This window comes from Caulobacter vibrioides OR37 (assembly GCF_000372645.1).
Classification (GTDB): domain Bacteria; phylum Pseudomonadota; class Alphaproteobacteria; order Caulobacterales; family Caulobacteraceae; genus Caulobacter; species Caulobacter vibrioides_E.
The window spans coordinates 26,343-47,836 of the sequence record NZ_APMP01000011.1 but is presented as its reverse complement, the minus strand read 5'-3'; the positions used below and the strand labels follow the sequence as shown (position 1 = coordinate 47,836).

21 protein-coding genes and 1 pseudogene are annotated in these 21,494 nt (G+C 68.5%); 3 read left to right on the top strand and 19 right to left on the bottom strand.

Annotation, left to right across the window (positions count from 1 at the left end):
• Nucleotides 1-4: 4 nt before the first annotated feature.
• Both OR37_RS10730 and OR37_RS10725 read left to right on the top strand, forming a co-directional pair.
• Nucleotides 5-406, top strand: coding sequence for a c-type cytochrome (locus OR37_RS10730; RefSeq protein WP_004619496.1), 402 nt, complete (start codon nucleotides 5-7; stop codon nucleotides 404-406).
• 23 nt (nucleotides 407-429) lie between these two features.
• The gene (locus OR37_RS10725) at nucleotides 430-918 is read left to right on the top strand and encodes a RidA family protein (protein ID WP_004619495.1); all 489 of its coding nucleotides are present in this window, start codon (nucleotides 430-432) and stop codon (nucleotides 916-918) included.
• Nucleotides 919-1,094: 176 nt separating this feature from the next.
• Here the strand turns inward: OR37_RS10725 and OR37_RS10720 are convergent, their stop codons facing one another.
• The 16 genes and pseudogenes from OR37_RS10720 to murC all read right to left on the bottom strand — a co-directional run bounded on the left by OR37_RS10720 (nucleotide 1,095) and on the right by murC (nucleotide 18,105).
• Nucleotides 1,095-2,285 carry an MFS transporter gene (locus OR37_RS10720; protein WP_165570597.1) on the bottom strand — a complete coding sequence of 397 codons (1,191 nt, stop codon included), beginning with the start codon at nucleotides 2,283-2,285 and terminating at the stop codon, nucleotides 1,095-1,097.
• Nucleotides 2,286-2,494: 209 nt separating this feature from the next.
• The gene (locus OR37_RS10715) at nucleotides 2,495-2,872 is read right to left on the bottom strand and encodes a Rieske (2Fe-2S) protein (RefSeq protein WP_004619491.1); all 378 of its coding nucleotides are present in this window, start codon (nucleotides 2,870-2,872) and stop codon (nucleotides 2,495-2,497) included.
• Nucleotides 2,869-3,876 (bottom strand): fumarylacetoacetate hydrolase family protein, encoded by a 1,008-nt coding sequence (locus OR37_RS10710; protein ID WP_004619489.1) that lies wholly within the window; start codon nucleotides 3,874-3,876, stop codon nucleotides 2,869-2,871. Before OR37_RS10710 ends, OR37_RS10715 begins: the two co-directional genes overlap by 4 nt.
• Nucleotides 3,877-3,900: 24 nt before the next feature.
• On the bottom strand, nucleotides 3,901-5,181 hold the full coding sequence (gene hmgA / locus OR37_RS10705) for a homogentisate 1,2-dioxygenase (protein ID WP_035017248.1): 1,281 nt from the start codon (nucleotides 5,179-5,181) through the stop codon (nucleotides 3,901-3,903).
• Nucleotides 5,182-5,336: 155 nt separating this feature from the next.
• Nucleotides 5,337-6,410 (bottom strand): 4-hydroxyphenylpyruvate dioxygenase, encoded by a 1,074-nt coding sequence (gene hppD / locus OR37_RS10700; protein ID WP_004619485.1) that lies wholly within the window; start codon nucleotides 6,408-6,410, stop codon nucleotides 5,337-5,339.
• On the bottom strand, nucleotides 6,407-7,597 hold the full coding sequence (locus tag OR37_RS10695) for an amino acid aminotransferase (protein WP_004619484.1): 1,191 nt from the start codon (nucleotides 7,595-7,597) through the stop codon (nucleotides 6,407-6,409). Before OR37_RS10695 ends, hppD begins: the two co-directional genes overlap by 4 nt.
• 132 nt (nucleotides 7,598-7,729) lie before the next feature.
• Complete coding sequence (locus OR37_RS10690; RefSeq protein ID WP_004619481.1) at nucleotides 7,730-8,197, bottom strand: Lrp/AsnC family transcriptional regulator; 468 nt, start codon at nucleotides 8,195-8,197, stop codon at nucleotides 7,730-7,732.
• A gap of 82 nt (nucleotides 8,198-8,279) precedes the next feature.
• On the bottom strand, nucleotides 8,280-8,885 hold the full coding sequence (locus OR37_RS10685; RefSeq protein WP_004619480.1) for a hypothetical protein: 606 nt from the start codon (nucleotides 8,883-8,885) through the stop codon (nucleotides 8,280-8,282).
• Between the two features lie 170 nt (nucleotides 8,886-9,055).
• The gene (ftsZ, locus tag OR37_RS10680; protein WP_004619477.1) at nucleotides 9,056-10,600 is read right to left on the bottom strand and encodes a cell division protein FtsZ; all 1,545 of its coding nucleotides are present in this window, start codon (nucleotides 10,598-10,600) and stop codon (nucleotides 9,056-9,058) included.
• Between the two features lie 15 nt (nucleotides 10,601-10,615).
• A pseudogene (locus OR37_RS21980) lies at nucleotides 10,616-10,698 on the bottom strand (hypothetical protein).
• A 273-nt stretch (nucleotides 10,699-10,971) separates the two neighbouring features.
• On the bottom strand, nucleotides 10,972-12,297 hold the full coding sequence (ftsA, locus tag OR37_RS10675) for a cell division protein FtsA (protein ID WP_004619475.1): 1,326 nt from the start codon (nucleotides 12,295-12,297) through the stop codon (nucleotides 10,972-10,974).
• 30 nt (nucleotides 12,298-12,327) lie between these two features.
• Complete coding sequence (gene ftsQ / locus OR37_RS10670; protein WP_004619472.1) at nucleotides 12,328-13,236, bottom strand: cell division protein FtsQ; 909 nt, start codon at nucleotides 13,234-13,236, stop codon at nucleotides 12,328-12,330.
• The gene (locus OR37_RS10665) at nucleotides 13,205-14,161 is read right to left on the bottom strand and encodes a D-alanine--D-alanine ligase (RefSeq protein ID WP_004619470.1); all 957 of its coding nucleotides are present in this window, start codon (nucleotides 14,159-14,161) and stop codon (nucleotides 13,205-13,207) included. The genes ftsQ and OR37_RS10665 overlap by 32 nt, the downstream gene beginning before the upstream one ends.
• Before the next feature lie 100 nt (nucleotides 14,162-14,261).
• Nucleotides 14,262-15,668: a M20/M25/M40 family metallo-hydrolase gene (locus OR37_RS10660; protein ID WP_004619469.1), complete on the bottom strand. Its 1,407-nt coding sequence runs from the start codon at nucleotides 15,666-15,668 to the stop codon at nucleotides 14,262-14,264.
• Nucleotides 15,669-15,784: 116 nt separating this feature from the next.
• Complete coding sequence (gene murB / locus OR37_RS10655; RefSeq protein WP_004619466.1) at nucleotides 15,785-16,690, bottom strand: UDP-N-acetylmuramate dehydrogenase; 906 nt, start codon at nucleotides 16,688-16,690, stop codon at nucleotides 15,785-15,787.
• Nucleotides 16,687-18,105, bottom strand: a complete 1,419-nt coding sequence (gene murC / locus OR37_RS10650) for a UDP-N-acetylmuramate--L-alanine ligase (RefSeq protein WP_004619464.1) — start codon at nucleotides 18,103-18,105, stop codon at nucleotides 16,687-16,689. The genes murB and murC overlap by 4 nt, the downstream gene beginning before the upstream one ends.
• Here murC and OR37_RS10645 point away from each other — a divergent pair.
• Nucleotides 18,104-18,616 (top strand): hypothetical protein, encoded by a 513-nt coding sequence (locus tag OR37_RS10645; RefSeq protein ID WP_035017235.1) that lies wholly within the window; start codon nucleotides 18,104-18,106, stop codon nucleotides 18,614-18,616. The genes murC and OR37_RS10645 overlap by 2 nt on opposite strands.
• Here OR37_RS10645 and OR37_RS10640 read toward each other — a convergent pair whose 3' ends face one another.
• The 3 genes from OR37_RS10640 to ftsW all read right to left on the bottom strand — a co-directional run bounded on the left by OR37_RS10640 (nucleotide 18,617) and on the right by ftsW (nucleotide 21,426).
• Nucleotides 18,617-19,060, bottom strand: coding sequence for a pseudoazurin (locus OR37_RS10640; RefSeq protein ID WP_004619459.1), 444 nt, complete (start codon nucleotides 19,058-19,060; stop codon nucleotides 18,617-18,619). It lies immediately after the preceding gene.
• A 103-nt stretch (nucleotides 19,061-19,163) separates the two neighbouring features.
• Nucleotides 19,164-20,252, bottom strand: coding sequence for an undecaprenyldiphospho-muramoylpentapeptide beta-N-acetylglucosaminyltransferase (murG, locus tag OR37_RS10635; protein WP_004619457.1), 1,089 nt, complete (start codon nucleotides 20,250-20,252; stop codon nucleotides 19,164-19,166).
• Nucleotide 20,253: 1 nt separating this feature from the next.
• Nucleotides 20,254-21,426: a putative lipid II flippase FtsW gene (gene ftsW / locus OR37_RS10630; protein WP_004619455.1), complete on the bottom strand. Its 1,173-nt coding sequence runs from the start codon at nucleotides 21,424-21,426 to the stop codon at nucleotides 20,254-20,256.
• Nucleotides 21,427-21,494: the final 68 nt, after the last annotated feature.

The window sequence follows — 21,494 nt, the reverse complement described above, 5'->3', positions numbered from 1 at the left end:
ATACGTGATCACCGCTCGTCGTCTCGCCGCCCTGGCGCTTCCCCTCGCCGTCGGGATCGCCGCCCCCGCCCTGGCCTTCGCCGCCAGCGGGGAACAGCTGTTCATGGACAACTGCTCGGCCTGTCACCAGCCGACCGGCAAGGGCGTCAAGGGCGCCTTCCCGGCCCTGGCCGGCTCGCCCTTCGTGCAGGGCGATCCCAAGATCGTCATGACGACGGTGCTGAACGGTCGCGCCGGGATGCCGTCGTTCAAGGATGACCTGACCGATCCCGACCTGGCGGCCATCCTGACCTATGTCCGCTCGGCCTGGGGCAACAAGGCCTCGCCCATCAAGCCCGCCGACGTCGCTGCCGCCCGCGCCGCCGCCAACGCGGCCGCCAAGGCCCGCGGCCTGCAAGCCCACTGATCCATTCCAAAGGGGAGACCATCATGAAACGCCTCGCCGCCCTCGCCGTCGGCCTCTGCGCGCTCGCGGGCGCCGCCCATTCTCAGGAGATCGTCCGCGGCGGCGATCCCAAGTCGCCGATCGCCAGCGTCGTCACCGTGCCGCCCGGCTACGAGACCATCTATGTCAGCGGCCTCACCCCGGCGGTCGTCAACAAGGACGCGACGGGTCCGGCCATGTTCGGCGGCGACACCAAGACCCAGACGATGAGCGTCCTGACCCGCATCCAGGACACGCTGAAGAGCCAAGGCGCGACCATGGCCGACGTCGTGATGATGCGCGTCCTCCTGGTCGGCGACCCGGCCAAGGACGGCAAGATGGACTTCGCCGGCATGATGGAGGCCTACAAGACCTTCTTCGGCACGGCCGAACAGCCCAACAAGCCGGCGCGCATCACCAGCCAGGTCGCCTCACTGGTCCAGCCGGGCATGTTGGTCGAGATCGAGGTCCAGGCCGCCAAGAAGGTCAAATAGCCGGACCCAGCTTCGGATTTCACCGTTTCGCGAAATTATTTTCGTGACAACGTTGTCAAGCGAAATTCAAACAGCTATATGGAATTCAGCCCTTTCGGGCGTTTCCTCCCAATGACTCGGCCGCCTTCTTCTCCTGGAGGGCGGCCGTTCTTTTGTGCGCGTGACGCCGGTGAGCGCTAGGGCGACGTCGTGTCCGCCAAGTCGATACCGCGCTTGAACGACGCTCGCGAGGCGGTCGCGAACGACAGACCCGCGATGAACAGAACCGCCAGGACCTGAACCCAAAGCTCGCCGAACAGCATGGCGCGGGTTCCGAAGCGATCATGCATCCACCCGTCGAAGGTGGTCATCATCGCGATTGGCACGTTCGAGATCGCCCCCATAAGGTTGAAGTTGGTCGCCGCCGAGCGCCTCCCGATCGCCTCGAGAACGGTGGCTGAGTAGGCCGCGAAACCCGCGCCGATCATCGTGCTATAGGCAAGCGTAAAAACCAGGAAAGCGGTCTGTGTGCGCGGGGAAAAGGCCATGACCACGGCCACGACGCCGCTGGCGAGTCCGAAGGTCGCATAGGCGCTTTTGGGCGTGAGCCGATCGCAAATACGTCCGCCGAGCAGCGACCCCACGGCGGCGCAAAGACCGCCGATCACCCCATTACTCAGCGCGACGAGGTCGGCGTCGGCACGCCATTCGCCGGCGATGGCCGGCCAGGGCGCGGCGCCCGACGCGATCGGCAGCAACATGGTGACCAAGGCGAGATAGCCCGTGCGGGAGCGCGCGACGGTCCAGACATCGACCACAACGGCGTGCAATCGGCGCAGATAGTGCAGCGCTTCGCGCGCGATAGCCAAGGCCGGCAGGCGCCAGGCGACGAGGGCGCAGGCCGCGCAGATCGCGGCGAGCGCCAGCGCGGCGACGGGCGGCGGCCCGGCATGCTGGACGAGCAGGAGAGCCAGTCCGCCACCCGCGCCCGAACCACCGACATTCCCCGCCTGAGCCCAGCCGCTGGCGCGGCCGCGCATGGTCGGCGGCGCGAAATGGGTCAGGAAGACGTCGCTCGACATGGCCACCAGGGTCGCGGCGGCGCTGGACAGCGCAACGAGGCCGGTCAGCAGCGTGGCGGCCCCCGGCGTCGGCCGGACAAGGCTCATGGCGATGATCGACAGGCCCACCAGCAGCGCGCCCAGTCCGTACCAGCGTCGGGGGTCGCCCACCGTGTCGATGAGCGGGGCCCAGGCGACCTTCCAGGTTTGAACCCAAAACCACACGGCCATGATCGCCGTGACTTGGACCGTGCTGACGCCCGCGCGTCCCAGAAGAAAGGCCAGCGTCACCGTCGCATAGCCGTTGGAAACCCCGAAGGGCGTCATCAGCGGGAGGAAGATCCATGGATGGACCGTCGCCGCTCCCGGCGCCGGAGCGCCGAGTTCGGTTGCCGCCGCTTCCATTCTTGCTGTCATCGCTCGCGTCCGTGTACGGTGATCGCGTCTAAGCTACAGCTTGGCGTGACAGCGGCAACCGACGCCAGTGGCGACATCAAGGGCTGCTGGTCCTAGTGCTTCGGTATCTGGCAAAGGGCTCAGGCGGTGAACACCCGCCCCTCGCGCGCCTCGACCGCCCAAGGCGTCAGCCGCGCCCCGACGCACGGACCGCCGACGCAGGCGCCCTCCTCCACCGTGAACACCGCGCCGTGCCAAGAGCAGGCGATCAGGGCGCCGTCCGGCGTCAGGTACTGGTCCAAGGTCTGGGCCAGCGGCAGGCCGGCGTGCGGGCAGCGGTCGACATAACCGAACACCGCCTCGCCCTTCCGGACCACGAAGCCGTGGAACCGCTTGTCGCCGATCTGGAGGACGTAGTTCCGCGCGCCGCCGTCCTGAATCAGGTCCAGCGGGCCGAGGTTCACCCCGGCGGGCGTCGACCAGACACGCCCAACCGACGCGGCGCCGCCGTCCGTCAAATCCGCTCGACCGTCTGTTCGATGGCCCCGAAGATCGAGTGGCCCTTGGCGTCCTTCATCTCGATGCGGACGGTGTCGCCGCCCAGCAGGAACGGCGTCTTGGGCGCGCCGGTCAGGATGGTCTCGACCGTGCGCAGCTCGGCCAGGCACGAATAGCCCACGCCCCCTTCCGAGATCGGCTTGCCGGGACCGCCGTCGGCGCCGCGATTGCTGACCGTGCCCGAGCCGACGATGGTGCCGGCGCAAAGCGGACGGGTCTTGGCCGCGTGGGCCACCAAGGTCCCGAAGTCGAAGGTCATGTCGACGCCGGCGTCGGCGCGGCCGAAGTCCTTACCGTCCAGCTCGACCAGCAGGGCGCCGTGCAGCTTGCCGTCCTTCCAGGCCTCGCCCAGGGCGTCCGGCGACACCGCCACCGGCGAGAAGGCGCTGGCCGGCTTGGACTGCACGAAGCCGAAGCCCTTGGCCAGTTCGGCCGGGATCAGGTTGCGCAAGCTGACGTCGTTGCACAGCATGACCAGGCGGATGGCGGCCAGGGCCTCCTCGCGGCTCGCGCCCAGCGGCACGTCGCCGGTGATCACCGCGACCTCGCCCTCCAGGTCGCAGCCCCAGCCGGCGTCGGCCAGCGGAATCGGATCGCGCGGGGCCAGGAAGCCGTCCGACGCCCCCTGGTACATCAGCGGGTCGGTCCAGAAGCTTTCGGGCATCTCGGCGCCGCGCGCCTGGCGGACCAGTTGCACGTGATTGACATAGGCCGAGCCGTCGACCCACTGGAACGCGCGCGGCAGCGGGCTGAGCGCGTCGTGCTCGTGGAAGCGCGCCTTGGGCGCCGCGCCGTGCTCGAGACTCTCCGCGAGGCCCGCCAGCATCGGTCCGCAACGCTCCCAATCGTCCAGCGCGGCCTGCAGCGTCGGCGCGATGGTCCCGGCGTCGGTGAACCAGGCCAGGTCGTTGGAGACCACCACCAGCCGGCCGTCGCGGCCGCCCTTGAGAGACGCGAGCTTCATCAGCGCTTCCTTTTCTGTTCTTGGTTAGCTGAGACGCGCCTTGGGAAAGCCCGTCCAGCAGGCGTCATAGTCGTCCTGAAGCGCCGGAGTCTCCAGCGCGAACTTCGTCGGCCGAATGACCCAGCGGCTCTCGAACATGAAGGCCATGGTCCCGTCGATCTTGTGCGGCGCCAGCGCGGCCTCGGTGGCCTTCTTGTGGCTGGCGACGTCGGGGCCGTGGTCGCTCATGCAGTTGTGCAAGCTGGCGCCGCCGGGGACGAAGCCGCCCGCCTTGGCGTCATAGGCGCCGTGGATCAGGCCCATGAACTCGCTCATCACGTTGCGGTGGAACCACGGCGGGCGGAACGTGTGCTCGGCCACCATCCAGCGCGGCGGGAAGATCACGAAGTCGCAGTTGGCCGTCCCCGGCGTGTCGCTAGGCGAGGTCAGGACCGTGAAGATCGACGGATCCGGATGGTCGTAGCTGACGGTGTTGATCGTGTTGAACCGCGATAGGTCATAGCGGTACGGCGCGAGATTGCCGTGCCAGGCCACGACGTCCAGCGGGCTGTGATCCCATTCGGCGGCCCAGAGAGCGCCTTGGAATTTCTGGATCACCAAGGTCGGTTCATCGACGTCCTCGAAGGCGGCGACGGGGGTCTCGAAGTCGCGGGGATTGGCCAGGCCGTTGGCGCCGATCGGCCCGAGCTCCGGCAGGCGGAAGGGCGCGCCGTGGTTCTCGCAGACATAGCCGCGCGAGGGGCCGTCGACCTCGACCCGGAACCGCACGCCGCGCGGGATCACCGCGATATGGCCGGGACCGGCGGTCAGAACCCCGAACTCGGTCACCAGGGTCAGCACGCCCTGCTGCGGGACGATCAGCAGCTCGCCGTCGGCGTCGTAGAAGACGCGGTTCTTCATCGAGGCGTTGGCCAGATAGACGTGGACGCCGATTCCGCTCAGCGTGGCGGCGTCGGCGTTGCCGGCCAGGGTGACAAGGCCGTCGACGAAGTCGGTCGGGGCGGCCGGGATGTCCAGCGGGCTCCAGCGCAGGCGGTTGGGCGTCACCGGACCGCCGAACGCCGAGACGAGCTTGTCCTGGGCGTAGGGCGCGTAAGGGCCGTGCTCGGGGCTGGGCCGCAGGCGGTAGAGCCAGCTGCGACGGTTCTCGTGACGCGGCGCGGTGAAGGCCGCGCCCGACAGCTGTTCGGCATAGAGGCCGAACGGAACCTTCTGCGGCGAGTTCTGCCCCACTGGCAGGGCGCCGGGATGGGCTTCGGTCTCGAAATACGAGCCGAAGCCGGTTTGGTACTTGAGCGCGTCGATGCTGGTCACGTGCGTCCTCCCCCACCCCGACTTTCCCGGCGAACGCCGGGACCCAGATTCATCCGGGGCGGTTCGTGGGCTTCATCTGGGCCCCGGCCTTCGCCGGGAGACGGAGATTGTGGGACGGGGCGCGAGCCCCGTCCATTGGCCCGTATCTAGGCGTCTACCGTGATCACCCCGCGGCGGATCTGATCGAGCTCGATGCTCTCGAACAGGGCCTGGAAGTTGCCGTTGCCGAAGCCCTGATTGCCCTTGCGCTGGATGATCTCGAAGAAGATCGGGCCAAACAGGTTCTCGGTGAAGATCTGCAGCAGCAAGCCTTCCTCGCCGACGGCGCCGTCGATCAGGATGCGGTTCTTACGCAGGCGCTCCAGATCCTCGCCGTGGCCGGGCACGCGCTTGTCGACCAGCTCGTAATAGGTCTCGATGGTGTCCTGCAGCTTGACGCCCCGGGCGCGCAGCTTCTCGACGGTGTCGTAGATATTGTCCGTCGTCAGGGCCAGGTGCTGGATGCCCTCGCCCTTGTATTCGCGGATGAACTCCTCGATCTGGCTCTTGTCGTCCTGGCTCTCGTTCAGCGGGATGCGGATGGCCTTGTCGGGCGCGATCATCGCCTGGCTGAACAGGCCCGTCGCCTGGCCCTTGATGTCGAAGTACTTCTGCTCCTCGAAGCCGAAGACCTGATTGTAGAAGGTCGACCAGGTGCGCATCTGGCCCCGGCGGACGTTGTGGGTCAGGTGGTCCAGAAGGTCGAGACCGACATTGTTCTTGGCCTCTTCAAGGGCCGCGCCGGAAACCTGCTCCCAGCCGTCATAGATCGCGCCGGCGTCGCCATAGCGGTCCACCAGATAGAGCAAGGACCCGCCGATGCCCTCCAGCACCTTGGCGTCCGGGCCCAGCAGCGAACCGGAGGCGTCCGCCGCCTTGGCGCCGCGCTTCAGGGCCTCGGCGAAGGCGGTCTCGGCGTTCTCGACGCGGAAGGCCATGCCGTTGGCCGACGGGCCGTGCGCGGCGCGGAAATCGGCGACCTGGCCGCTCGTATCCTCGTTGACGATCAGATTGATGCGGCCCTGCTTGTAGCGGGTCGCCGGCTTGGTCGGGTGCCTGCTGGCCGCGACGAAGCCCATCTGCTCGATCAGGGCCTTCATGGCCGCCGGATCGGGGCTGGTGAACTCGACGAACTCGAAGCCGTCGAGACCCAAGGGGTTCTGTTCCGTGACGAGGCTCATGCCGGTTCTCCCTGCAGGCAGGCGTTCAGCGCCCGCGCGAACGTGTCGATGTTGCTAGCGGTCAGGCCGGCCAGATTGATGCGGCCAGAGCCCGCCATGTAGATCCCATGGTCTTCGCGCAGCTGGGCGACCTGGGCCGGCGACAGCGGCAGCAGGCCAAACAGCCCGTGCTGCCCGCCCAGCGGGGCCAGCAGCGGAACGGCGGCGGCCAGCCGCTGGCGCAAGTCGGCGACCCGCGCGCGCATGGCCTCCAGCTCGGACCGCCACAGCGCGGTCAGGGCCTCGGACTCCAGGACGACGCGAACCACGGCCGCGCCGTGGTCCGGCGGCATCGACCAGTTGGTGCGCGCCAGGGCGCGGATATTGCTGGCGGCGACGTCCAGGGCCGCCGCGTCGCGCGTCAGGGTGTAGAGCGCGCCGACCCGTTCGCGATAAAGGCCGAAATTCTTGTCGCAGGAATAGGCCAGCAGGCCGTCCTGGGCCGCCGCCAGGACAAGGCGCGCCCCGGCGGCGTCCTCGTCGAGGCCCAGCCCCAGGCCCTGATAGGCCAGGTCGATCAGGGGCACGAGGCCCTTGCGGCCGACCAGCTCGGCGATCGCCGCCCATTGCTCGAGGCTGTAGTCGGCGCCCGACGGGTTGTGACAGCAGCCGTGCAGCAGAACGACGTCGCCCGCCCCGGCGGTCTCGAGCGTCGCCATCATCTCGTCGAAGCACAGGCGCTGGGCGCGCTGGTCGTAGTGACGGAAGGTCACGGTCTCCAGGCCCAGCTGGTCCAGGATCTGGGTGTGGTTGGGCCAAGTCGGCGCGCCGATGAAGACGCGGAGGTCGGGCTTGGCGGCCTGCAGCAGCTCGCAGGCCAGGCGCACCGCGCCGGTCCCGCCCGGCGTCTGCACGGCGAAGACCTCGTGGCTGACCAGGTCGCCGAAGATGATCGGCTTCAGCAGGTCCAGAAAGCCGAAGTCGCCCTCGGGACCCAGATAGGCCTTGGTCGACTGGCTGTTCAGCAGGAGCTGTTCGGCGGCCTTCACGCAATCCAGAACCGGGGTCGCGCCCGCGTCGTCGCGAAACACGCCCACGCCCAGATCGATCTTCTCGGCGCGCGGGTCGCGGCGATAGGCGCCGATCAGCGACAGCAGCGAGTCCGGCGCCTTGGGCGTCAGGCCGGCGAAGACGGAGGCATGGGTCATGGCGACTTTCCGAGTGCGAGCGGAAAGCAGCTTATCGCGCCCCGAGGGTCAGAACTTTGCGATGATGACCGATGATCAAGCCATTTTGGTCACATCGTGCCAATGATATGGATCAAACCTGGCCAATTGTGATCAGCTCAGATAGTCGAGCGGCAGGGCTGTGGAATCCTTGATCGTGTCCAGCACGAAGGACGAACGGATGTCCTTGACCGACGGCATCTTCAACAGCCGCTTCATCGTGAAGTCGGCATAGGCGTCGAGATTGGGCACGGCCACCTTCAGCAGATAGTCGAAGCTGCCCGTCATCACGTGGCAGCTGACCACCTCGGGCTGACGCATCACCGCCTGCTGAAAGGCCTCGGCCGCGCCCTCGACGTGGTTCACCTGCACCTCGACATAGGCCAGGACGTCCAGCTTGGCCTTGCGCCGATCCAGCAAGGCGACATAGCCGCTGATCAGGCCCGAGGCCTCCAGCTGCTTGACGCGCCGCAGGCACGGGCTGGGCGATAGCCCCACCCGCTCGGCCAGATCGACGTTCGAGATCTTCCCGTCCTCCTGCAGGATCTGGAGGATCTTCCGATCGGCGCGGGTGAGTTTCATTGGCGTTGCTTCAGACGTGACCGGGGCCGTCGCGGATCTAGCATGGGTGGCCCAAACGCGCGGCCATTAAGTCAGAACGCGGCTATTTCTTTTTGCAGCCCTCATAGGCCTCGTCGTAGCTCCGACCGAAGCACGCGAGCATGTGGTCCAGGACATTGAGGTTCATCGGCCACTTCATCTCGGCGCCGAACTTCTTGCGAAAGTCAGCCGCCAGCTGGGGCCAATCTTTCGGCGCCGGGACGGCCGCCAGACGATCCCGCGCGGCCTGGAGCGCGGCCCGGTCGTTGTCCAGGAACGCCACCGAGCCAATCGCGTATTCCGCGAAGGCATTCGCATACGCGTCGGGGGCGCTCGGATTGACGCCGGCCAGCAGAAGCGGCTTGGCGCGAGCGCGCTGATCCAGCGAGGCCCGCTCTTGCCCCTCGTGCCAGTAGTTCAAATGAAGCTCGGCTGGCGTCAGCGTCCCCCAGTGCGCCTTCCGATAGGTTTCGAGCAGGTCGGCCGCCGCCGCCCGGCATCCAGGCCTGGAAGACAGTGCGCGCCAGCCGCCTTCAACGTCCTGATCGAAGGCGTCCGGCGTCAAGGTCAGCATCGCCGCGCGGTCATAGGCGCAGGGATCCGGAGACGATGGGGCGGCGGTCGGCGCGGCTTGGGCGAGAACGGCGACCAAGGCGAGGGTGGCGAACACGCGAAATCTCTCTTTAGCGGCATGGCGAGTTCAGGGCGCCCGGGAACGCGCGCATCACAACTTGGCTGGACGTCGCTAGGGCCGCAAGCTTCCCCGCAAAGCAAAACGCCCTGGAGTTTCCTCCAGGGCGCTTCGGATCACTTGCGGCTTCCCCCGTCGGGGTCCGCCTTTCAGTTGGCCAGGCGGCGCAGGAACGAGGGGATTTCCAGGTCCTCGCCGTCGTCGGTTTTCGGCGTCTCGATCGGCGCGAGCTGCGGGCGAGCGCTCTGGGTCGAGCGGGCCTGCGGTTGCGGCGCCGAGGCCTGCTGGTCGTAACGCTGGCGACCGCCGCCGAACATTGAGAGCCAGCCGCCTTGCTTCTGCGGACGACGCTCTTCGTAATAGTGGTTCTCGCCGAACAGCGGCTCGTCGCCGGCTTCGTCGACCATGGGGTCGACGATCCGCGTCACCTGCCGGGACGCCGGCTGGGAAATACGCGGTTCTTCAGCTACGGGCGGCTCGTCGTAATAGAGCTCGGCCTCGGGCTGCGGCTGGGGCGCGGCCATGACGATCTCGGGCTCGGGCGCCGGGGCCGGCTCGGGCTGCGGGGCGGGAGCGTAGGCCGACGGACGTTCGACCGGGCGAGCGGCTTCGTAGCGCGAGGTCGGGCGAGCCGGTTCCGGCTGCGGCGCCGGACGGGTCGTCTCGGCGATCAGCGGCGCGGCCGAGGTGTTGCGCGAAACGGGCTTGGGCTCGATCTGGGCGATCGAGGCACCGTCCATGCCGGTGGCGACCACCGACACGCGGATCACGCCTTCCAGCGACGGATCGAAGGCCGCGCCGAAGATGATGTTGGCTTCCGGATCGACCTGGTCCGAGATCGCGTTGGCGGCCTCGTCGACTTCCAGCAGGGTCATGTCCATGCCGCCGGTCACGTTGACCAGCACGGCCTTGGCGCCCTTCAGAGAGACTTCGTCCAGCAGCGGGTTGGCGATGGCGTTCTGAGCGGCCATCAGGGCGCGATCCTCGCCGGTGCCCTCACCGGTGCCCATCATCGCCTTGCCCATCTCGGTCATGACCGTGCGGACGTCGGCGAAGTCGAGGTTGATCAGGCCGGGCAGCACCATCAGGTCGGTGATCGAGCGGACGCCCGAGTGCAGCACCTGGTCGGCCATGCCGAAGGCCTCGGCGAAGGTCGTGCGTTCGTTGGCGACGCGGAACAGGTTCTGGTTCGGGATGACGATCAGGGTGTCGACGTAACGCTGCAGCTCCTGGATGCCGCTGTCGGCCAGGCGCATCCGGTGACGGCCTTCGAAGTGGAATGGCTTGGTCACGACGCCGACGGTCAGGATGCCGCGCTCGCGCGCGCACTTGGCGATGATCGGCGCGGCGCCGGTGCCGGTGCCGCCGCCCATGCCGGCGGTGATGAACACCATGTGCGCGCCGTCCAGGTGCTCGCCGATCTCGGGGAAGCTCTCCTCGGCGGCGCTCATGCCCACTTCCGGATGCGCGCCGGCGCCCAGGCCTTGGGTGATCTGGACGCCGAGCTGGATGCGACGGTCCGTCTTGGCGAACTGAAGCTGCTGCGCGTCTGTGTTGGCGACCACGAACTCAACACCTTCGAGACCCGCCTCGATCATGTTGTTCACGGCGTTGCCGCCGGCGCCGCCAACCCCGAACACCACGATGCGCGGCTTCAGCTCGGTGGTACGCGGCGCGGAAAGTGAAATAGCCATGGGACCCTCGCGTCCTTACGCCGAAATCGTCAGATAAACCTCGGCGACACCCAATCGCCGTGATGCCTCGACGATCGTGTTAACAGAACAACCACCATCGTTAATCGGCAGTTAACTGCATAATCTGAGTCGTGGCCGGGTCGAGCGCGACCGTGGGATAAATTGTGGTCTATCAACAGAATCTCCCGGCGAACCAACGGTTCCAGCGGGGATTCACAGGCGCGTGCGACCGAACGCCGCTGAGCACAATTCCGCTGATCGAGCGTTGCGCGAGACAGCAAAAGGCCCGGTCGAGATACTCGACCGGGCCCAAAGGTTAAACTGTAGAGTTACTCACGCTTGAACATTCCAGCGCCGGGACATTGGCGCCGTTAAAGATTGTCCCGCAGCCAGGCGGCCGCCTTGGCCATCGGACTGGCGTTCGGATCGAGCGGACGCTTGCGCGACACGTTGCCGGCCAGCGCCTTGCTGGACACCGCCTCTCGCGGGCCGAAGGCGGTGCGGTGCAGGGTGCCGGCGGCGGCGCAGAAGGCGGGACCCGAGGCGGCGTCGGCCAGGTGCGGCACCCGGCGCGGACGGCCCAGGCGCACGGGACGGTCGAACACGCGGACGGCCACTTCGCGAACGCCGGCCAGCTGGCTGGCGCCGCCCGTCAGGACGATGCCCGCGCCCGGCTCGACCGGCGCGCCCGAGGCCTTCAGACGCTCGCGCAGCAGTTCCAGAGTCTCTTCGACGCGCGGCTGGATGATGCCCTTTAGCAGGGAGCGAGGCGCGATCACCGGACCGGCGCCCGGATCGTCGCCGCGCGGCGGCGCCTCGATCATCTCGCGGTCCTCGTTGGCAGAGGCGATGGCGCTGCCGTGCAGGGTCTTGATGCGCTCGGCGCCCACCACCGAGGTCTGCAGGCCCCGCGCGATGTCCTGGGTCACGTGACCGCCGCCGACGGCCAGGCTGTCGACGTGGCAGAGCGCGCCGTTGTTGAACACGGCCACGGAGGTCGAGCCGCCGCCCATGTCGATGCAGACCGCGCCCAGGTCCATCTCGTCCTCCTCCAGGGCCGCCAGGGCCGAGGCGAACGGCGCGGCGACAACGCCCTCGAAGCTGAGATGGGCGCGTTCGACGCAGTGGGCCAGGGTGTGGAAGATGTTCTCGTTGACCGAGACGACCAGCAGCTCCAGCCCCAGCGAGCGGCCGAACATGGCGCGCGGATCGCGGATGCCGCGCTGGCCGTCGACCGACCAAGCGATCGGCAGCAGGTGGATCGGCTTGCGGCCGGGAATGCGGACCTGGGCCAGGGCCGAGGCGATGGCGCGCGACAGGTCGCCGTCGCTGATCGGACGGGCGCCCAGCGAGACCTGGGTGTGGACGCGGTTGGAGGCCAGCTGGCCGCCGGCCGTGCAGACGCTCACGCCCTGGACATTGACGCCGGCGACGGTCTCGGCGCGCTCCACGGCCTGGGCGATCGCCTGGGCGGCCTCGTCCAGATTGACGATCGCGCCGCCGCGCACGCCGCGCGACTGGACATAGCCCACGCCGGCCGTCGTCAGGGTGCGGTTGTCGCGATGGACGCCGTCGGCCTTCATGATGAAGCACGTCACCTTGGACGCGCCAAGGTCGACGGCCGCGATGGCGGGCTGGCGCACGAGCGTGGCCTTCAGACCCTCGCGGGCCTGTTTCCGTTCCTCCAATCGCGACATCGCTATTGCCACCTCACCGTCACTCTTCGTCTACGCCCCGCCGGCCGCGGGCTGCCCAGGCAGTCCGGCGTCGCGAGGTCTGACAGCCACCATTTCGGGGTCGCGCAGATCGATCCGCGCGAAACCCATGTCGAGGATTCGCTGTCGTTGGTCGAGCTGATCCAATTGAATCAGCGCGGATTCTTCGTCAATGGCCGGAAGCTGGATCAGCGAGCCGTCCTTCAGTCGCAGGTCCCAGCGGCGATCGTCGACGCGCACCAGCGCCTCGAGCCGATCGCGCAGGCGAGGCCGCGAGGCCACGGCCGGCAGGATCAGGCCGGCGGCCTGGTCGGCGCCCTGCCCCACCACCAGCGGCAGCTGCGGGAAGCGGGCCGGATCGGCCTCGCTGATCACGCGACCTTCGCCGTCGATCACCTTCATTCGACCCTGGTTCTGCCAGACCGCCAGGGCCGGACGCTCCTCGACCGAGATCATCACCGTGTCGGGCAGCATCCGCACCACCTTGGCGTCCTTCACCCAGCCGACGCCCTGCACCTTGTCGCGCACGTCGGCCAGATCCATGCCCAGGGTCGGCTGGTTCAGATAGAGGCCCGAGGCCTTCAGGATGTCGGCCTGAGCGGTCGCCGAGGCGCCGCGGATATGGACGGTCTTCAGCTTGAAGCCGGCCGCAGCGAAGCTGTTGTCGACGCCATGGACCATGGACGCGCCGATGCGCTCGGCCCGGTGGCCGGTCAGCAGCATCACCACCAGTCCGAGGCCCAGCGCCGCGCCCGCGACGCCGAGGGCGACCGTGGGCGACAGACCCACGCCCTTGGCGGCGTGCAGCTTCGCGGCCGGCTGCGCCCCCCGGGGCGCCGGCTTGCCTTTGCTCGGACTTGCGGGCGCTTCGGCCCGGGGTCGCCTAGGCTTAGGCGGTCCCCCCCGCACTACAGCGGGCATAAGCGTCCTCCACGATCCATAAAACTAAACGGTCAACGGAGAGCCCGATATGGGCGGCCTGCTCGGGGACGAGCGAGGTCGGGGTCATGCCGGGCTGCGTGTTGACCTCTAGAAGGACCAGAAGGTCGTTAATGTCGTCATAACGAAGGTCGGATCGGGTTACACCCCGGCAACCAAGAGCGGCATGGGCGACCTCGGCCATGCGCATGGCCCGATCCCTTACGCCGTCGGGGATTTTCGCCGGAATGACATGCGTCGAACCCCCTTCGGCGTACTTGGCGTCGTAGTCATAGAAACCTGTGGATGCACGGATTTCGGTGACCGCCAGGGCCTTGGGACCATTTGACTCACCCATGACCGCGACGGCCAGTTCCAGGCCGGGAATGTAAGGCTCGATCAACACCTCTTCCCCGAAGGTCCAGGCGTCCGAGGCCAGTTCGGCCGGCGGCTGGTTGGCCCCTTCGCGGACGATGAACACCCCGACCGAGGAGCCCTCGGCGTTGGGTTTGACGACATAAGGTCGCTGCATCACGTGGTCGCGCGCGGCGAGATGGCGATTGAAAAGGCCGCCGCCGGGCACGGTGACGCCCGCCGCCGCCAACACGGCCTTGGCCTTGGCCTTGTCCATCGCCAGGGCCGAGGCCAGGACGCCGGAGTGGGTGTAGGGCAGCTTCAGCGTGTCCAGCACGCCCTGGACCCGGCCGTCCTCGCCCCAGACGCCGTGCAGGCCATTGACCACCAGGTCGGGCTCCAGCCGCGCCAGCACCTCGGCGACGTCCCGGCCCGGATCGACGCGGCTCACCCGGGCGCCCAGGCGCTCCAGGGCGCCGGCGTAGAAGTCGCCCGTCACGAGGCTGACCTCGCGCTCCGCCGACGGCCCCCCGGACAGAACGGCGACGTGGCGGCCGGCGAGCGGGAGGGTCATGCGGGTCTCGGGCGTTGAGGGTTGGGCTCAACCCTTCCTAGCAGGCTAGACGAGAAAGCGCCCCCTCCGTCTCGTCGCGAAGGGGGACGCTCGGCCGTCCTTAGTACCGACGCTTGCCGGCTTCCGCGCCCGCCGGCCTCAGCGCCCGGAAGTCGATGTCGCTGTCGGCGACGAGGTAGATCAGGCTGGTCCAGGCGGCGACGTTCTGGGCCAGCTGGGCCGGATCGACCTTGTTCAGCGTGTCGTCCATCGTGTGGTGGTAGTCGAAATAGCGGGTGACGTCCTGGCGCAGCTCGATCGACGGCACGCCCGCTTCCTCCAGCCCCTCGATGTCCGAACCGCCGTTCTCGGCGGCGTCGCGCGCGACATAGATCTTCAGCGGGGCCAGCACGTTGGCGACGGTCGTGGCGAACGGAGTCTTCTGCGTTCCCGCCGGCAGCTTCAGGCCGTAGATCCGGTCCGCGCCCTCGTCGCTCTCGCCGGCCAGGACGATCTTGGGGACCTCGTCCTTGTGCGCGGCCAGATAGGCTTCCGAGGCGCCGCCGCTCTCCTCCGAGCCCCACATCACCACGCGGATCGTGCGCTTGGGATGCTTGGGCAACTCGCCGATCAGCTTGGCGGCGGCCGTGGTGATGGCCACGCCGGTGGCGTCGTCCAGGGCGCCGGTGCCGACGTCCCAGCTGTCCAGGTGGCCGCCGATGACGATCACCTCGTCCGGCTTCTCCGAGCCCTTGATCTCGCCCGAGATGTTCCAGGCGACGTTGTTGGGATTGACGGTCGAGGCCAGCTTCAGGCGGATGCGCAGCGGGCCCTTCTTGGCCAGGCGCTCCAGCTGCTCGGCCTCCGGCACGCCCAGGGCGGCCGAGGGGATCGTGGTCACGCCGTCGCCGAAGGCGGTGACGCCGGTGTGCGGCACGGTCGAGTCCGAGGTCGAGACCGAGCGGATCAGCAAGGCCACGGCGCCGCGCTTGGCGGCCTCGACCGGGCCGGCGCGGCGCGAGATCCCGGCCACGCCGTAGCCATAGCCGTCCTGGGCCTTGACCATCGGCTGGGTGATGACGGCGATCTTGCCCTTAAGCGAGCCTTCCGGCGCGGCGACCAGCTCGGCGTAGGTGTGAAACAGCGCCACCTCGGCCTCGATCCCCTCGGGCGGCGTGGCCGGCGTGCGGCCCAGGCCGACGATCGTCAGCTTCATCGGATAGGGCGCCGTCAGCTCGGCGCTCTCCTCGCCGCGCGTCCACGACGACTTGGCGTACTGCTCGACCTTGACGTTGGTGAAACCGAGCGCCTTCAGCTTGGCCGCGCCCCAGTCCTTGGCGCGGGCCATGGCGGGCGAGCCGACGATGCGCGGGCCGATCGTGGTGGTCAGATCCTCGGCGACGTCCCAGGCCGTGCGATCCAGCAGCGCCTTGTCGCGCAGGGTTTCGGCGGTCTTGACGTCCTGGGCGTGGGCGACGCCCGACAGGAGGGCGAAAACGGCCGAGGCGGCCAGTAAGCGACGGTACATGAGCAAGGATTCTCCCCAATGGCGCGGGAGTCATAGCACCGCGCTTGGCCAGGGGGAGTCAGCATCCGCGTGAAGTGTGGCGAGATCCTCCCCCGCGTTGCGGGGGAGGATCTACTCTAAGCCGACCGCCCGATCCGCTTGATCTCCCAGTCCAGCTGGACGCCGCTCTTCTCGAGAACGTCCGCGCGGACCGCCTCGCCCAGGCCTTCCAGGTCGGCGGCCGTGGCTTCGCCGGTGTTGATCAGGAAGTTGCTGTGCAGAGGACTGAACATCGCCCCGCCATAGGGCTTGCCCCGCCAGCCGGCCTCGTCGACCAGCTTCCACGAAGAGTGGCCCGGCGGGTTCTTGAAGGTCGAGCCGCCGGTCTTTTCGCGGATCGGCTGGGTGGTCTCGCGCCGCGCGGTGATCTCGGCCATGCGGGCCTTGATCGCCTCGGGCTCGTCGGCGGCCCCCTCGAAGATCGCGTCCAGTACGATGACGGTCTCGCCGTCCTGCAGGGCGCTGTGACGGTAGGTGTAGTGCAGCTCCTCGACCGACAGCTCGCGCACCACGCCGGCGCGATCCATCACCCGCACCGACTTGACCACATTGACGGTCTCCGAGCCGTAGCAGCCGGCGTTCATGATCACCGCGCCGCCGATCGTGCCGGGGATGCCGGCATAGAATTCCAACCCCGCGACCCCCGCCTCGGCCGCCTTGCGGGCCAGGATGGCGTCGGGAACGGCGCTGCCGGCCTTGATACGGTTGTCGCCCAGGGCCTCGACCGTGTTGAAGCCCTTGCCCAGGCGGATGATCACCCCGTCGACGCCGCCGTCGCGGACCAGCAGGTTGCTGCCTACGCCGATCGCCATGACCGGCACGCTCGGATCCAGCGCCTTCAAGAAGTCCGCCAGGTCCTGCTCGTCGGCCGGCAGGAACACCACGTCGGCCGGTCCCCCGACCCGGAACCAGGTGAACGGCGCCAGCGGCTCGTCGATCAGCAGCTTGCCGCGGACGGTCGGGAGTTGGGTCTTCCAGCTCACTTCGCCAGCGCTTCCAGCTGGCCCGGCAGCGCATAGGCCCAGGTGGTGATGTCGCCGGCGCCCAGCAGCACCACGAGGTCGCCGCTCTGGGCCTCGGCGGCGATCAGGCGCGGCAGGGCGGTCGGGCTTTCCAGGGCCAGCGCCCGGCGGTGGCCGAACTTCTTGAGACCCTCGACCAGGGCGTCGCGATTGACGCCCTCGATCGGCTGCTCGCCGGCCGTATAGACGTCGGCGACGATCACCGTGTCGGCGTCGTTGAAGCAGCTGGAGAACTCGGTCATCAGGTCGCGCAGGCGCGTGAAGCGGTGCGGCTGGACCACGGCGATGACCTTGCCCTGCGTCACCGCGCGGGCGGCCTTCAGCACGGCGGCGATCTCGACCGGGTGGTGGCCGTAGTCGTCGACCACGCGGATGCCGTTCGCCACGCCGGTGGTGGTGAAGCGGCGCTTGACCCCGCCAAAGCCCGCCAGGCCCTTGCGGATCGCCTCGGCGTCGACGCCCAGCTCGCGGGCGACGGCGACGGCGGCGGTGGCGTTCAGCACGTTGTGGTGGCCGGCCATCGGCATCTTCAGGCCGTCATAGCGGACCGGCTCGCCGTCGCGGGGCGAGACCACGATGTCGAAGCTGGCGCCGTCCGGGCCCATCTCGATGTTGCGCACCCGCACCTCGGCCTGCGGGTTGGTCCCGTAGGTGACGAGCCGGCGGTTCTCGATCCGGGCGGTCAGGGCCTGGACTTCCGGATGGTCGGTGCAGACGGCCGCGAAGCCGTAGAACGGGATGTTCTCGATGAAGTCGCGGAAGCCCTTCTTGACCGCCTCGAAGTCGCCCCAGTGGTCCAGGTGCTCGGCGTCGATATTGGTGACGATCGCCACGGTCGATTTCAGCTTCAGGAACGAGCCATCGCTCTCGTCGGCCTCGACGACGATCCAGTCGCCCTCGCCGACCTTGGCGTTGGTGCCGTAGGCGTTGATGATGCCGCCATTGACCACGGTCGGATCCATGCCGCCCGCGTCCAGCAGGGTGGCGACCATCGAGGTCGTGGTGGTCTTGCCGTGCGTGCCGCCCACGGCCACGGAGAACTGCAGCCGCATCAGCTCGGCCAGCATCTCGGCGCGGCGGACCAGCGGCAGGCGCTTGTCGCGGCCGGCGACCATTTCCGGATTATCGGCCTTCACCGCCGTCGAATAGACGATGGCCGAGGCGCCCTCGACATGGGCCGCGTCGTGACCGATGAAGATCCGCGCGCCCAGTTTTTCCAGCCGCTCGGTATTGGCGCTGGCCTTGGCGTCGCTGCCCTGAACGGTGTAGCCGATGCGGATCATGATCTCGGCGATGCCGGACATGCCAATGCCGCCGATGCCGATGAAGTGCACGGGGCCGAGTTCGAAGGGGACGGGGCGTCTACGCTGGATCATGATGAGCCGATTAGACCAATTCCGCGCGGCGCGAAACGCCCTCATCGCCTTCGCTTTGTGGACGACCCCGGCGCTGGCCCAGGCGCCCTCTCCCGCCGCGCCGCTGACCCTGCGCCTCGCCGACGTCGGCCGTTTCGCGACCTTCGTCGACATGGGCGGCGTCCAGTGGACCGGCCGCGTCGCCAGGCTGCGCGCGCTGCAGGTCACCGAGGGCGGCTTCAAGGCCGGCGCCGAGGAATTCTGGGGCGGCTGGCGCCACGAGGTCATCGACTGCGAGGCGCGGACGATCGCCCACGCGGGCTTTTCCAGCATCCGCGCCGGCGGCCGCGAAGGTCCGGTGACGGGCGACCAGCGCCCCGCCGCGCCGATCGCGCCGGGCGGCGCGGATGCGGCGGTGGCCAGGGTCGTCTGCGACGGCTGGACGCCGTTCGCGAAGGTCCCCGTGGCCGGGAGCCTCGCCGAGGCGGTAACACTCGGACGCCCGTTGATCGAGACGGGCGCCGAGCCCTGACTATTTGATCGCGTTGAAGGCCGCGGTCAGGCGGCGCTTGGTCAGCGGCGGCGCCGAGGCCAGCGTGGCGTTGGCGACGGCCGGGTCCAGCTTGGCGTCGCCGACCTTGGCGACGAAGACCATGCCCATGCTCCAGTGCGGGAAGCACTTGAAGCCATAGACGCCCGGCTTGGCGACCTTGACGACCACTTCCTTGCCGATAACGCCCTTGACCGGGGCGACGCCCGCCGGCGCCAGTCCTGGAATGCTCTCGACATTGTGGCCCGGATCGGCCGGCGTGAAGCGGATGGTGTCGCCGACCTTCAGCTTGGCCGTCGACGGCTCGAACACCATCGGCCCCTCCGCGCCTTGGTTGCGCATCTTGACCTGAAGCTCGGTGGCCGAGGCGGCCCCGCCGATCATGGTCAGGCCGACGAGACCGGCGATGAAAACCGATTTGAACATACGATCACCCTGGTTTCGCGCGCGGTCCACGCCGAGCGCCCTGGGCGCGGGTAGGCGCTCGAAAGGGCCTCGGCATTGCGCGAGCGCAAGTTCGCGCGTCGGCTCAGGCCCCCGCCGTCCTCTCCACTAGGTCCGCCAGCTCTTCCGCCGCGTTCGGCTTGGCGACCGAGCGCGCGCCGGCGGCCATGCGAGCCAGGCGTTCGGGGTTCTTGAGCAGGGCGTTCAGGGCGCCGGCCATCGCGTCGACGGTCAGCTCGTCCTCCAGGCACACGGCCGCGCCGCCCGCCTCTTCCAGGAGCTTGGCGTTGAAGCGCTGGTGGTCGTCGGCGGCGATCTTCAGCGGCACCAGGATCGAGGGGCGGCCGGCCACCGCCAGCTCGGTGCAGGTCGAGGCGCCAGAACGGCCAATCACCAGGTGCGACTGGCGCAGATAGCCGGCCATGTCGCGGAAGAACGGCGCGACCTCGCAGTCGACCATGGCGTTGCGGTAGATCTTGCGCGCGCCTTCCATGCTCTCGGCGCGGGCCTGCTGGAACACCTTCAGGCGCGAGCGCATCTCCTCGGGCAGCTTGGCGATCGCCTCGGGGATCAGCTCAGACAGCAGGCGCGCGCCTTGGCTGCCGCCCGTGACCAGCACCCGCAGCTGCACCTCCGGCGGCAGATAGGGTACATCATAGAGCGCGCGCACCGGCGGGCGCACCGGATTGCCGACCACATGGGCGCGGGCCTTCACGGCCGGCTTGGCCATCTGCAAGGTCGGGAAGGCGCAGGCGACCTCGTCGACCTTGGGGGCCAGGAAGCGGTTCACGCGGCCCAGCACCGCGTTCTGCTCGTGGATCACCGTGGGGCGCTTCTGGGCCAGGGCGGCCAACAGGGCCGGCAGGGCCGGATAGCCGCCGAAGCCGACCACGACGGCCGGGTCCAGACGCTTGAACGCCTTGCGGGCCTGGAGCACGCCCTGCATGACCACGACGCCGGCCCGGACCATGCCGATCGGATCGCCGGCCTTGGCGGTGGCGGCCGACAGGGCCAGGCGCTCCTCGGCCGGGAACTTGTCGGCATAGAGCGCGCCGCGCTCGTCGGTGGCCAGCACGATGCGCCAGCCGCGCGCGGCCAGGGCCTCGGCCAGGGCCTGGGCGGGGAACAGATGTCCGCCGGTTCCCCCGGCGGCGACGACGGCCAGCTTGCTCATGTCAGGCGAAAGCTTCGCCGAGGCCGAACTCGCCCGGCGCGCCATAGGCGCCGGGGCGCTTGCGCACCAAGGCCAGGGCCATGCCCAGCGTCAATCCCATCGCGAGCATCGAGGAGCCCCCGTAACTGATGAACGGAAGCGTCATGCCCTTGGTCGGGATCATGTTCAAGTTCACGGCGATATTGATGATCGCTTGTTGGCCCACCAGGACGAACAAACCGGCGGCGGCGACCTGCTCGAAGGGGTCGTTCAGCTTCATGGCCTTGTACAGCCCGCGCACCACCACGAAGGTGAACAGCGCGATCAGGGCCAGGGAAAAGACCAGGCCGTACTCCTCGGCGGCGACAGAATAGATGAAGTCGGTGTGCAGGTCGGGCACGTGGCGCTTCATGACGCCCTCGCCCGGCCCCCGGCCGAACAGGCCGCCGGCGCGGATGGCCTCGGCGGCGCGGGTCACCTGGTGGGTGTCGGCCTGGTCGGGGCTGAGGAACTTCTGCACCCGGGCGTGCACGTGGTCGAACAGGAAGTAGGTCGACCCCAGGCCGGCCAGGGCCACGCCGCCCAGGCCCATGATCCACGAGATCGGCACGCCGGCCATCCAGAAGGCCGCCCCGAAGGCGATGGTGATCAGCACGGTCTGGCCGACGTCGGGCTGCACCAGCAGAAGGCCCACGGCGATGAAATAGAGCAGGAAGGCGATGGACACGCCCGGCACGCCCTCGCCCTTCTGGCCCTCGGCGAACATCCACGAGACCAGCACGATCAGGGCCGGCTTCATGAACTCGGACGGCTGCAGGGTGAAGCCGCCGAACTGAAGCCAGCGCGTCGCGCCCTTGGCATTGTGGCCGATGAACGGCAGGGCGACCATGACGGCGATCGCCGCCAGATAGATGAAGAACGCCGCCCGCCGGATTCCCCTGGGCGACAGCATCGACACCGACAGCAGGATGATCGCCGCGCCGGTAGCGAACAGGCACATGCGGACGGCGAAGTGGAACTGGTCGTCGATGCCGATCCGCTGGGCCGCCGCGGGGCTGGAGGCGAAGGACAGCAACATGCCCAGCGTCACCAGCAGGGCCGTCGCGCCCAGCAGCCAGCGATCGGTCGTCCACCACCAAAGGCCCAGACGCGTGCGGTCCGTGCGGGCGAAGGCATGTGTCGCGTTGGAAGCCATGACCTCAGACTCGGGGCCCAGGGTTAATCAAGTCTTGCCAGACCCGCCCAAGCTCGTGGACGCGCGAC

Bases quoted from the DNA above. Each gene is read 5' to 3' on its own strand.
- OR37_RS10720 (WP_165570597.1), bottom strand. From the start codon at position 2,285: ATGACGCCCTTCGGGGTTTCCAACGGCTATGCGACGGTGACGCTGGCC.
- OR37_RS10660 (WP_004619469.1), bottom strand. From the start codon at position 15,668: ATGTACCGTCGCTTACTGGCCGCCTCGGCCGTTTTCGCCCTCCTGTCG.
- ftsA (WP_004619475.1), bottom strand. From the start codon at position 12,297: ATGTCGCGATTGGAGGAACGGAAACAGGCCCGCGAGGGTCTGAAGGCC.
- OR37_RS10695 (WP_004619484.1), bottom strand. From the start codon at position 7,597: ATGACCCATGCCTCCGTCTTCGCCGGCCTGACGCCCAAGGCGCCGGAC.
- OR37_RS10710 (WP_004619489.1), bottom strand. From the start codon at position 3,876: ATGAAGCTCGCGTCTCTCAAGGGCGGCCGCGACGGCCGGCTGGTGGTG.
- OR37_RS10645 (WP_035017235.1), top strand. From the start codon at position 18,104: ATGATGAGCCGATTAGACCAATTCCGCGCGGCGCGAAACGCCCTCATC.
- OR37_RS10665 (WP_004619470.1), bottom strand. From the start codon at position 14,161: ATGACCCTCCCGCTCGCCGGCCGCCACGTCGCCGTTCTGTCCGGGGGG.
- murC (WP_004619464.1), bottom strand. From the start codon at position 18,105: ATGATCCAGCGTAGACGCCCCGTCCCCTTCGAACTCGGCCCCGTGCAC.
- hppD (WP_004619485.1), bottom strand. From the start codon at position 6,410: ATGAGCCTCGTCACGGAACAGAACCCCTTGGGTCTCGACGGCTTCGAG.
- OR37_RS10640 (WP_004619459.1), bottom strand. From the start codon at position 19,060: ATGTTCAAATCGGTTTTCATCGCCGGTCTCGTCGGCCTGACCATGATC.
- ftsW (WP_004619455.1), bottom strand. From the start codon at position 21,426: ATGGCTTCCAACGCGACACATGCCTTCGCCCGCACGGACCGCACGCGT.
- ftsQ (WP_004619472.1), bottom strand. From the start codon at position 13,236: ATGCCCGCTGTAGTGCGGGGGGGACCGCCTAAGCCTAGGCGACCCCGG.
- ftsZ (WP_004619477.1), bottom strand. From the start codon at position 10,600: ATGGCTATTTCACTTTCCGCGCCGCGTACCACCGAGCTGAAGCCGCGC.
- OR37_RS10690 (WP_004619481.1), bottom strand. From the start codon at position 8,197: ATGAAACTCACCCGCGCCGATCGGAAGATCCTCCAGATCCTGCAGGAG.
- murG (WP_004619457.1), bottom strand. From the start codon at position 20,252: ATGAGCAAGCTGGCCGTCGTCGCCGCCGGGGGAACCGGCGGACATCTG.
- OR37_RS10725 (WP_004619495.1), top strand. From the start codon at position 430: ATGAAACGCCTCGCCGCCCTCGCCGTCGGCCTCTGCGCGCTCGCGGGC.